The organism is Phenylobacterium sp. 58.2.17, assembly GCF_026411515.1.
Classification (GTDB): Bacteria; Pseudomonadota; Alphaproteobacteria; order Caulobacterales; family Caulobacteraceae; genus Phenylobacterium.
Genome location: NZ_JAPMTQ010000045.1, coordinates 22,705 through 33,511 on the forward strand (window position 1 = coordinate 22,705; position 10,807 = coordinate 33,511).

Sequence of the window (10,807 nt, forward strand, 5' to 3'; positions counted from 1 at the left end):
GGGGAGGGAGAAGCTCTCTACCGCCCCCGCTCGGCCGCGATCCAGGCGTCCATGCGCCGCTCCAGCATGTCGAGCGGCATCGGACCGCCCAGCAGCACGGCGTCATGGAAGCGGCGGATGTCGAACCGCTCGCCCAGCTGCGCCTTGGCCTTCTCGCGGATGGCGTGGATCTGCATCTCGCCGGTCTTGTAGGCTAGGGCCTGGCCCGGCCAGGAGACGTAACGCGCCAGTTCGATCTCGATGTTCAGCGGCGACAGGGCCGAGTTCCTGGCGAAGCACTCGCGGGCCTGGTCCAGGCTCCAGCCTTTCCAGTGCAGGCCGGTGTCGGCGACCAGCCGGCAGGCGCGCCACATCTCGTAGGACAGTCGGCCGAACCGCTCATAGGGGTCGCGATAGATCCCCATCTCGCCGCCCAGCTTCTCGGCGTAGAGGCCCCAGCCCTCGGTGAAGGCGGTGACGTTCGCCTCCCGTCGGAAGTACGGCAGGCCTTCGGCTTCCTGGCCGAGCGCGATCTGCAGGTGATGGCCGGGGACGGCCTCGTGCAGGGTCAGGGCCGGCAGCTCGTAGAGCGGCCGCTGACGCAGGTCGTAGGTGTTGACCATGTAGCCGCCCGCGACGCCCAGCTTGGGATTGCCCGGGAAGTAGCGGCCGGTGGTGTAGGTCTTCTCGATATCGGCCGGCACCGGGCGTACGCCGTAGGTCAGGCGCGGCAGGGTGGCGAACCAGGCCGGCAGCTGGTCGTCGATCCGCTTGGCGATCTCCGAGGCCTTTTCGAGCAGAGCCTCGCGGCTGGGCGCATAGAACTGCGGGTCGCTGCGCAGGTGGGCCTGGAAGGCGGCGAAGTCGCCCTTGAAGCCGGTCTCGGCGATGACCGCATCCATCTCGCCGCGGATGCGGGCGACCTCGGCCAGGCCGCTTTCGTGAATCTGGTCCGGGGTCCGCGACGTCGTCGTGTGGTCGGCGACCAGCCAGGCGTAGTAGCGCTCACCGTCCGGCAGGCTGCGGGCGGCCAGGTTCTGGCGAGCCTTGGGCAGGTACTCAGTCTGCAGGAAGGTCACGAACTGGGTCTGGGCCGGGCGGACGCGTTCGCCGATCGCGGCGATCGCCTGGGCGCGCAGGGCCTGACGTTCGGCCAGCGGGATCGAGGCGGGGAGCTGGTCGAGGGGGGCCAGCAGCGGATCGCTGTCGACCGGGGCGGCCGCCTGCTCGCGAGCGCGGACCAGCACCTGTTCGACGGTGGCGCGCGGCTGGGTGAAGCCGGTCCGAACGCCTCGCCGGGCGTTGGCGATCTCTGTGGCGTAGTAGGCTGGCGCGGCGTTCAGGCGGTCGATCCAGGCGCGACCGTCGGCGAGGCTGCGCATCGGCGTCGAGGCGGCGAGATAGCCGAGCGTCCAGTGAAACCCGCCGTCCGAGGAGAACGGCATGCGCGCCTCGTCGAAGGCCAGGCTCTGCAGCTGGCGCTCGAGCGTCCAGCCCAGGAATTCGCGGTTGATCCGCCCCTCGTCGGACAGCTCGGCCGGGGCCATGGCCTTGGTCCGCGCGGCGAAGGCCTTCAGGGCGCTTGTCCGGGCCGCGTCGGCCGCGGGCGAGTTGTCGGGCAGGCGCGAGAGCGCGCCGCGGTCGCCTTGCTGCCCGCCCTCGATCGGGTTCTGCGCGAGGGCGTAGAGCTCGTAGTCGGCGATCAGCCGATCCAGCGCCGCGTCGTCGGCGATCGCCGGCGTAGCGCCCAGGGCGAGAACGAGAGCCAAGGGCGCAAGACGCATGATCAGTCCACCTTCACAATGAGATCAGGAAAGCTGGCGCCTGCCTGGCGGGCCGCCAAGGTATTTTCAGCCAACACCGCTCGCCGAGCGGCGAAGAATCATCCCACTTCAAGGCTCGGGCGCGGCGGGTGATGGCCGCGTGGCGAGAGAAGCCCTCGGGGGAGTTCCATGAGTTTCTTGACGCGCCGCAAGTCGATGGAACCGCCGGCCCAGGACGGGCACAGCCTGGTCCCGACGCTCGGCTGGCCGCATCTGGTGGCGCTCGGCGTCGGCGCGATCATCGGCACGGGCATCTACACCCTGACCGGCGTCGCCGCGGGGCTGGCCGGCCCGGCGGTGATCCTGTCCTTCGCGCTGGCCGGGGCGGTCTGCGCTTTCGCCGCGCTCTGCTACGCTGAAATGTCGACGATGATGCCCCAGGCGGGCAGCGCCTACACCTATTCCTATGTCGGCATGGGGGAACTGGCGGCCTGGGTCGTCGGCTGGAGCCTGATCCTCGAATATACCGTCGTCTGCTCGACCGTGGCGGTCGGCTGGTCGGGCTATGCCGGCGGGCTGATGCAGCAGGCCGGATGGGCCGTGCCCCAGGCGCTGCTGGCCGGTCCGCATGCGGGCGGGGTCATCAACGCCCCGGCGATCTTCATCACCCTGGCGGTCAGCGCCCTGCTGCTGGTCGGCACCCGCGAGAGCGCCACCGTCAATTTCATCCTGGTGATCGTGAAGATCGTCGCCCTGACCGCCTTCGTGGCCCTGACGATCCCGGCGTTCGACGCCGCCCATTTCGAGCCCTTCGCCCCGTTCGGCTATGGCGCGACGATGGACGCCGACGGCGTCAAGCGCGGCGTGGCGGCGGCGGCCGGCATCATTTTCTTCGCCTTCTACGGCTTCGACGCGATCTCGACCGCGGCGGAAGAGACCAAGAACCCCGGCCGCGACCTGACCATCGGCATCATCGGCTCGATGTTCATCTGCACGGCGATCTACATGATCGTGGCGGCGGCGGCGCTGGGCGCCTCGCCGTTCGAGGTGTTCTCCAAGAGCCCCGAGCCGCTGGCCTCCATCCTGCGCGGCCTCGGCCACCCGCAGGTGGCCGCGGTGGTCGCCGGGGCGGCGGTCGTCGCCCTGCCCACCGTGATCATGGTGTTCATGTTCGGCCAGAGCCGGATCTTCTTCGCCATGGCCCGCGACGGGCTGCTGCCGCGCGGCCTTTCGAAGGTCGGCGCGCGCGGCGTGCCGGCGCCGGTGATCATCCTGACGGGGGTGGTGGCCGCGAGCATCGCCGGGTTCCTGCCGCTCGACGAGATCGCCGCCCTGGCCAACGCCGGGACGCTGCTGGCGTTTATCGCCACCGCCATCGCCATGATGCTGATGCGCCGGCGCGCGCCGGCCCTGCCGCGGCCGTTCCGCACGCCGCTGTGGTGGATCGTCGGCCCGGCGGCGGTGGCCGGATGCCTCTACCTGTTCACCACCCTGCCGGTTTCGACCCTGATCAATTTCCTGATCTGGAACGCGATCGGCGTCGTCGCCTACCTGGCCTACGGCCGGGTGAAGAGCCGGCTGGCGAGCGCCTAGGGCGCCAGCTGCAGGATCGGGCGCGCCCAGGTGACGCGCCCGGTCGGCTCGGTGGCGCCGACCTGCACGGCGCCCATCCGCCGGTAGAAGCCGAGGGCTGGCGGATGGCAGACGATTCGTACGCTCGTGAAGCCGCGCGCGCGGGCCTGGTCGCGCATGTCGTCGAACAAGCGCCGCCCGAGGTCTCGGCCCTGGGCGGCGTCGGCCACGAACATGAGGTCGAGTTCGGGCTCGCCCTCCACGATCAGGCTGTAGAAGCCGAGCGTCTCGCCGCCGCGTTGGGCCAGTACGACAAGGTCCCTGGCGACCTGGGCCGGCGTGACGAAGTAACCGTCCAGCATGGCGCGGTAGTCGCCGTCGTAGGCGCGCGACGCATGCATCAAGGCGTTGAGGGCCGGGACGTCCGCCTCCACCGCGCGGCGCAACTCTTCCATCGAAAGCTCACTCCACGTGCTTGAGGCGGCGCAGGCCCACGCCTACAGTCGCCTCGCCTGCTTCCCGGGGCGTAAGCAAAGCAGCGCCCTAATTTCAAGGGTGAGGTCGGGGGGCCGGACGGCGCCTATTCTTCAGCGCCCTGGGGAGCGATGTGAATTCAGCGGTAGACAAGGCCCCTGCGGCCCGGGCCGGCCGTCCCGGCGGAATGCAGGACCTCACCACAGGTCCGATCGGCAAGACGCTGATCGTGTTCGCCCTGCCGGTGCTCGGCTCGAACATCCTGCAGTCGCTGAACGGCTCGGCCAACGCGATCTGGGTCAGCCACGTGCTGGGCGAGGCGGCGCTGACGGCCACGGTCAACGCCAACAACATCTTCTTCCTGATGCTGGGCGCGGTGTTCGGCATGACCATGGCCGCCAACCTGCTGATCTCGCAGTCGGTGGGGGCCAAGGACGTGGCCACGGTCAAGCGAGTGGTGGGCTCGGCCTCGAGCTTCTTCCTGGTGCTGTCGCTGTCGGTCGGGGTGGCCGGCTACCTGCTGACCCCGACGATCCTGCGGCTCATGCAGACGCCGCCCGACGCGACGCGCGATGCGATCACCTATTTGCGGGTGATCTTCGCGGCGATGCCGTTCATGTACTTCTTCTCGTTCGTGATGATGGCCCAGCGCGGGGCGGGCGACTCCAAAACCCCGTTCTGGTTCTCGGTGGCGGCGGTCGGACTGGACGTGATCCTGAACCCCCTGCTGATCACCGGCTTCGGGCCGTTCCCGCGGCTGGGCATCGCCGGGTCGGCCACCGCCACCCTGATCAGCCAGACGCTCACCCTGGCGGCGATGATCGTCTACCTCTACCGCACCGACAGCGTGCTGATCCTCAAGCGCGGCGACTGGAAGCTGTTCCGGCCCGAACTGGCGATCATCCGGACCCTGGTCGTGAAGGGCTTTCCCATGGCCCTGCAGATGCTGGTCATCTCCGGGGCGGCGGTGATGATGATCCGCTTCGTCAACGCCTACGGATCGGCCACAGCGGCTGGCTACGGGGCGGCGATCCAGCTCTGGACCTACATCCAGATGCCGGCCATGGCGCTGGGCGCGGCGGTGTCGTCGATGGCGGCCCAGAACGTCGGCGCCGGCAAGATGGACCGCGTGGGCCAGGTGGCGCGCCAGGGCGTGCTGATCGCCGCCTTCATGACCGGGATCCCGGTGGCGCTGATCTATCTCGTCGAGCCCTGGGTGCTGATGGCGTTCCTGCCGCCGGGCAGCCCGTCGACGGCGATCGCCATGCACATCAACGCCTTTGCGCTCTGGGGCTTCATTCCGTTCGGGATGGCCTTCGTGCTGAACGGCATCATTCGCGCCACCGGCGCGGTCTGGCCGCCGCTGCTGGGGCTGCTGATCTCGATGTGGCTGGTGCGGATTCCGTTCGCGCACTTCCTTGAGCCGGTGCTCGGTCAGGACGCGGTGTGGTGGAGCTTCCCGCTCGGGTCGATCATGTCGCTGGTGCTGGCCGCCGGCTACTATCGCTGGGGCGGCTGGCGCAAGGCCAGGCTCATGGAGGGAATCCCCGTGGGCGCGGCCCCCGACACCGGCATGAGCCCGCCCGCCGTCGCCGAGGAGACCGAGGCGCTCGATGACGCGGCCCGGCACGCGGTCCCGGCCAAGACCCCGGCCGAGTAGGGCCGGGCCTAGAAAAACAAGCCTGAGCCGTACCGGCGCCGTTGCGTCATGCAAACGAGCGTTTGATAATGCTGGTGCGCGCGGGCGGCTAAGCGGCTGTCCGTGCGAAACAATTCAGAGCGGCCGCGCAGTCCGCCATACCGATTTTTTGAAAAATGGCATTGTAAGCAGAGATGGGAGGCGCCGGATGGCGTGGGATTTCGAAACCGACCCCGAGTTCCAGAAGAAGCTCGACTGGATCGAGGACTTCATGCGCGAGGAGGTCGAGCCGCTCTCGCAGCTGGGGCTGGCGGTCCGCGGTTCGCTCGGCCGCGAGAAGTTCATCAAGCCGCTGCAGCAGAAGGTGAAGGACCAGGGCCTGTGGGCCTGCCACCTGGGCCCGGAGCTGGGCGGCCAGGGCTATGGACAGCTGAAGCTCGGCCTGATGAACGAGAAACTCGGTCGTAACAGCCTGGCGCCGACCATCTTCGGCTGTCAGGCGCCGGACACCGGCAACGCCGAGATCATCGCCCACTACGGCACCGACAAGCAGAAGGAGCAGTACCTCTGGCCGCTGCTCAACGGCGACATCCGCTCGGCGTTCTCGATGAGCGAGCCGACCGGCGGTTCCGACCCGCTGACCTTCAAGACCCGCGCGGTGCTGGACGGCGACGAATGGGTGATCAACGGCGAGAAGTGGTTCTCGACCAACGCCCGCTATTCCAAGGTCCTGGTGCTCTATGCGGTCACCGACCCGGACGCCAAGGACCCCTATCGCCGGACCTCGATCTTCCTGGTTCCAACCGACACCCCCGGCGTCGAGATCATCCGCAATGTCGGCGTCGGCGGCGGCGGCGAGATCGGCGGCGGCAACGAGGGCTACGTCCGCTACAACAACGTCCGCGTGCCCTATGACGCGCTGCTGGGCGAACGGGGCGCGGCCTTCGTGATCGCCCAGGTCCGCCTGGGCGGCGGGCGGGTCCACCACGCCATGCGCACGGTCGGCGCCTGCAAGCACGCGCTGGACCTGATGTGCCGTCGGGCGGTTTCGCGCACCACGCGCGACGGCAAGTTGGCCGACCTCCAGATGGTGCAGGAGCAAATCGCCGACTCATGGATCGCGGTCGAGCAGTTCCGGCTGCTGGTGCTGCGCACCGCCTGGCTGATCGACAAGCACAAGGACTACAACATGGTCCGCAAGGACATCGCCGCCATCAAGGTCGCGATGCCCAAGGTCTACGCCGACGTGGCGACCAAGGCCGCGCACCTGCACGGCGCACTGGGCGTCTCCAACGAGATGCCGTTCATGCACATGGTCACGTCATCGCTGGTCATGGGCATCGCCGACGGCCCCACCGAGGTCCACAAGGTGACCTTGGCCAAGCAGGTGCTGAAGGACTACCGGCCCGACAACGACCTGTTCCCGAACTACCACATCCCGCGCCTCAAGGAGGCGGCCGAGGAGAAGTACGCCAAGGAACTGGGCGAGCTGAAGGAAGCCTATCGCGCCCAGCGCGCGGCGAGCGCCGAAAGCGCCTGACGGACGGTAGCGTTTGCGCTGCAACGGACTAGTGTATCGGGCGGCTTCCTCCGGGGAGCCGCCCTTTCTATTTTGAGCTATTCGTTTTCGAGGATTTTCGTGACCGACGTTCAAACCCATTCGGCGCCGGCGGCGCCGGCTTGGCCGGTGATGAGCCTGGCGCAGGCCCATGCGCAGCTAACCGGCCCCGGGCAACGTTTCGAGATCGAAGAAAAGCCGATCCGCGGGATCATGACCCGCACCTGGAAGCATGCGCCGCCGACCCTGCGCGACGTCTTCCTCAACGGCCGCACGTTCAAGGACCGCGAGTTCCTGGTCTACGAGAACGACCGCGCCACCTTCGAGGGTTTCGCCCGCGCGACCATCGCCCTGGCCCATCAGCTGCAGGCCGACGGCGTGAAGAAGGGCGACCGCGTCGCCGTCATCATGCGCAACATTCCCGAATGGCCGGTCGCCTTCTGGGCCGGGATCCTGGCCGGGGCGATCGTCACACCGCTGAACGCCTGGTGGACCGGGCCTGAGCTCGAGTACGGCCTGGCCGATTCCGGAACCAAAGTCGCCATCGTCGACGACGAGCGGCTGGAGCGCATCCAGGCCTCGTTCCCGAACCTGCCCGACCTGCAGAAGGTCTATGTCCCGCGCCTGGCGGCCGCGCCGACCGACGGCAAGGTCCGCCGGCTGGAGCAGGTCATCGGCCAGGTCAACGATTGGGGCCGACTGGCCGACCGTCCGTTGCCCGACGTGGCGCTGGAGCCGGAGGACGACGCCACCATCCTCTATACCTCGGGGACGACCGGCAAGCCGAAGGGCGCGCTGGGCACCCATCGCAACATGACGTCGAACATCATGGCCAGCGGCATCTCGGCGACTCGCAACTTCCTGCGGGCCGGCCAGCCGCTGCCGGAAAGCGACCCGCACAAGCTGCCGCAGCGGGTCAATCTGCTGGTGGTGCCGATGTTCCATGCCACCGGCCTGTCGGCGAACCTGTCGCCGGCGCTGAATGCGGGCGGCAAGATCGTGCTGATGCGCCGCTGGGACACCGAGCCGGCCATGGCCCTGATCGAGCGGGAAAAGGTCAACTCCACCGGCGGGGTGCCGACCATCGCCTGGCAGCTGATCGAGCATCCGGCCCGCGGCAAGTACGACCTGTCCTCGTTGCAATCGGTCGCCTATGGCGGCGCCCCCTCGGCCCCCGAGCTGGTACGCAAGATCGTCGAGGTGTTCCCGGCCTCGCAGCCCGGCAACGGCTGGGGCATGACCGAGACCACGGCGACCTTCACCTCGCACCTGGGCAAGGACTACGAAAACCGCCCAGGCAGCGCGGGGCCCGCCGCCCCGGTCGGCGAGATGCAGATCCGCGACCCGGCCGACGGCGTGAGCGTGCTCGCGCCGAACGCCGTCGGCGAGCTGTGGGTCAAGGGGCCGCAGGTGGTGAAGGGCTACTGGAACAAGCCCGAGGCCACGGCCGAGACCTTCGTCGACGGTTGGCTGCGCACCGGCGACCTGGCGCGGATCGACGAGGAAGGCTTCCTGTTCATCATCGACCGGGCCAAGGACATGCTGATCCGCGGCGGCGAGAACATCTACTGCGTCGAGGTCGAGAACGTGCTCTACGACCATCCCGACGTGATGGACGCGGCCCTGGTCGGCCGGCCGCACAAGACCCTTGGCGAGGAGCCGGTGGCGGTGGTGCACCTCAAGCCCGGCGGGCGCGCCGACGAGGACGAGCTGCGCGGCTTCGTGCGAGAGCGGCTGGCGGCCTTCAAGGTGCCGGTCGAGGTGCGGTTCTGGCCCGAGACCTTGCCCCGCAACGCCAACGGCAAGATCGTAAAGACCGAACTGAAGAAGCTGTTCGAGGGGACCTCATGAGTTCGCGCAAGCCGCTGATCGTCGGCATCGGCGGCACCACCCGGATAGGGTCGACGACCGAACGGGCGTTGAGCGTCGCGCTGCGGGCGGTCGAGGCCGGGGGCGGGGAGGCCCGCCTGCTCGGCGGCGCGTTCCTGGCCCGTCTGCCGATCTACAATCCGGCGGTCGCCGAGCCGACGCCCGAGCAGATCGAACTGGCCGACGCGGTGCGCGCGGCCGACGGGCTGATCGTCGCCTCGCCAGGCTATCACGGCTCGATCTCGGGGGTGATCAAGAACGCCCTCGACACCCTGGAGATGCTGCGGACCGACGATCGGCCCTATCTGACCGACCGGGCGGTGGGCTGCGTCATCACCGCTGACGGCTGGCAGGCGGCCGGAACCACCTTGACCGCGCTGCGCTCGATCGTACATGCGCTGCGGGGCTGGCCGACGCCGTTCGGCGCGGCCCTGAACGCGACCACGGGTCTGTTCGACGCCGAGGGCGGCTGCATCGAGGCGAAGGACGCCTGGCAGCTGGCCACCGTCGGCGAGCAGGTCCTGGACTTCGCCAAGATGAAAGCTCGAGTATGACGACCCCACACTCCGACGATGCGCCTCACGAGTCGGCGATCTCGCCCATCGAGGACATCATCGAGGACGCCCGTAACGGCCGCCCCTACATCCTGGTCGACGCCGAGGACCGTGAGAACGAGGGCGACGTCATCATCCCGGCGCAGTTCGCCACGCCCGACCAGATCAACTTCATGGCCAAGCACGCACGCGGCCTGATCTGCCTGTCGATCAGCGCCGAGCGGGCGCGGGCCTTGCGACTGCCGCCGATGGCGATCGACAACCAGTCCGGCCACGGCACCGCCTTCACCGTCTCGATCGAGGCGCGCGAGGGGGTGACGACAGGGATCTCGGCGCACGACCGCGCCCACACGATCGCCGTGGCCGTCGACCCGAGCAAGGTCGCCGACGACATCGTCTCGCCCGGCCACGTCTTCCCGCTGGTCGCCAAGGACGGCGGCGTGCTGGTCCGCGCCGGCCACACCGAGGCGGCCGTCGACATCAGCCGCATGGCCGGTCTCAATCCGGCCGGGGTGATCTGCGAGATCATGAAGGACGACGGGTCGATGGCGCGGCTGCCCGACCTGATCGCCTTCGCCCAGATGCATGGCCTGAAGATCGGCACCATCGCCGACCTGATCGCCTATCGCCGCCGCACCGAGCGCCAGGTGGAGCGGGTGCTGGAGACGCCGTTCGACAGCGCCTTCGGCGGCCGCTTCCGGATGATCATCTACCGCAACATCCTCGACAAGACCGAGCATGTGGTGCTGACCAAGGGCAAGATCGACGCCGACAAGCCGACTCTGGTGCGCATGCACCGCGTCGACCTGGCGGCCGACATGCTCGGGCACAACGAAGCGCGCCGCGACTATGTCCAGCGCGCCCTGCAGGCGATCGCCGACTATGACGGCGCCGGCGTGGCGGTGTTCATCCGCGATTCGAACCCGGCCTGGCTGTCGGAACGCTACGGCGCCGAGCCGGGCGTCGATCACGGCGCCAACGTGCTGCGCGATTACGGGGTGGGCGCGCAGATTCTGCTCGATCTCGGCGTTCGCGACATGGAGCTGCTGTCCAATTCGGCCACCGTGCTGCCGGGCTCCGGCGGCTATGGCCTGCGGATTGTCGGCCGGCGGGCGCTGGTCTAGCCGAAAAAGGCCAAGCTGGCCGCGGGTTGCGGTGAATCTCGCTGCGGCTTGTGAAAATCGCTTGCCATGTGAACAGTCCGTGACTAAGTTCCGGGCCTTCGACTGATCGCCGCGGCGCTCTGGGGAATACCTTCTGGATCCCCCGCGGTGATTTTTGCGCTGAATTTCGGGCTTCCGAAGCTTCCGCAAAAAAGACTGAAAAGTCCGGTTGACGAGGACTGGGCGGCCCTCTAGATAGCCGCCTCCCTGGACGGGGACGCCGCCGGGACGAACTT

General features: G+C 68.5%; 8 protein-coding genes. 6 read left to right on the plus strand and 2 right to left on the minus strand.

All coding sequences use genetic code 11. The annotated features are described in order from the left end of the window. Window positions 1-17: 17 nt before the first annotated feature. The gene (locus OUA97_RS19770) at window positions 18-1,763 is read right to left on the minus strand and encodes a DUF885 domain-containing protein (protein ID WP_267233748.1); all 1,746 of its coding nucleotides are present in this window, start codon (window positions 1,761-1,763) and stop codon (window positions 18-20) included. A 168-nt stretch (window positions 1,764-1,931) separates the two neighbouring features. On the opposite strand from OUA97_RS19770, the gene OUA97_RS19775 reads away from it, so the two are divergent. Then, window positions 1,932-3,335, plus strand: coding sequence for an amino acid permease (locus OUA97_RS19775; RefSeq protein ID WP_267233749.1), 1,404 nt, complete (start codon window positions 1,932-1,934; stop codon window positions 3,333-3,335). On the opposite strand, the gene OUA97_RS19780 is transcribed toward OUA97_RS19775, so the two are convergent. Beyond that, window positions 3,332-3,769, minus strand: coding sequence for a GNAT family N-acetyltransferase (locus OUA97_RS19780; protein WP_267233750.1), 438 nt, complete (start codon window positions 3,767-3,769; stop codon window positions 3,332-3,334). The two genes, OUA97_RS19775 and OUA97_RS19780, sit on opposite strands and share 4 nt — an antisense overlap. A 152-nt stretch (window positions 3,770-3,921) precedes the next feature. Between OUA97_RS19780 and OUA97_RS19785 the strand changes: the two genes are divergently transcribed. From OUA97_RS19785 to ribB, 5 genes are all read left to right on the plus strand, one after another. Further along, on the plus strand, window positions 3,922-5,448 hold the full coding sequence (locus tag OUA97_RS19785) for an MATE family efflux transporter (RefSeq protein ID WP_267233751.1): 1,527 nt from the start codon (window positions 3,922-3,924) through the stop codon (window positions 5,446-5,448). Between the two features lie 187 nt (window positions 5,449-5,635). After that, window positions 5,636-6,967 (plus strand): acyl-CoA dehydrogenase family protein, encoded by a 1,332-nt coding sequence (locus OUA97_RS19790; RefSeq protein ID WP_267233752.1) that lies wholly within the window; start codon window positions 5,636-5,638, stop codon window positions 6,965-6,967. Window positions 6,968-7,117: 150 nt separating this feature from the next. Beyond that, a complete protein-coding gene (locus OUA97_RS19795) occupies window positions 7,118-8,836 on the plus strand; it encodes a class I adenylate-forming enzyme family protein (protein ID WP_267233757.1) in 1,719 nt (572 codons plus the stop codon). Then, on the plus strand, window positions 8,833-9,408 hold the full coding sequence (locus tag OUA97_RS19800; RefSeq protein WP_267233753.1) for an NADPH-dependent FMN reductase: 576 nt from the start codon (window positions 8,833-8,835) through the stop codon (window positions 9,406-9,408). Before OUA97_RS19795 ends, OUA97_RS19800 begins: the two co-directional genes overlap by 4 nt. Continuing rightward, complete coding sequence (gene ribB, locus OUA97_RS19805) at window positions 9,405-10,532, plus strand: 3,4-dihydroxy-2-butanone-4-phosphate synthase (protein WP_267233754.1); 1,128 nt, start codon at window positions 9,405-9,407, stop codon at window positions 10,530-10,532. The genes OUA97_RS19800 and ribB overlap by 4 nt, the downstream gene beginning before the upstream one ends. The last annotated feature ends 275 nt before the right edge of the window (window positions 10,533-10,807 follow it).

What these genes read in the sequence shown, in the direction of transcription:
- OUA97_RS19780 (WP_267233750.1), bottom strand. Translation starts at nt 3,769, where the DNA reads ATGGAAGAGTTGCGCCGCGCGGTGGAGGCGGACGTCCCGGCCCTCAAC.
- OUA97_RS19790 (WP_267233752.1), top strand. Translation starts at nt 5,636, where the DNA reads ATGGCGTGGGATTTCGAAACCGACCCCGAGTTCCAGAAGAAGCTCGAC.
- OUA97_RS19795 (WP_267233757.1), top strand. Translation starts at nt 7,118, where the DNA reads ATGAGCCTGGCGCAGGCCCATGCGCAGCTAACCGGCCCCGGGCAACGT.
- ribB (WP_267233754.1), top strand. Translation starts at nt 9,405, where the DNA reads ATGACGACCCCACACTCCGACGATGCGCCTCACGAGTCGGCGATCTCG.
- OUA97_RS19800 (WP_267233753.1), top strand. Translation starts at nt 8,833, where the DNA reads ATGAGTTCGCGCAAGCCGCTGATCGTCGGCATCGGCGGCACCACCCGG.
- OUA97_RS19775 (WP_267233749.1), top strand. Translation starts at nt 1,932, where the DNA reads ATGAGTTTCTTGACGCGCCGCAAGTCGATGGAACCGCCGGCCCAGGAC.
- OUA97_RS19770 (WP_267233748.1), bottom strand. Translation starts at nt 1,763, where the DNA reads ATGCGTCTTGCGCCCTTGGCTCTCGTTCTCGCCCTGGGCGCTACGCCG.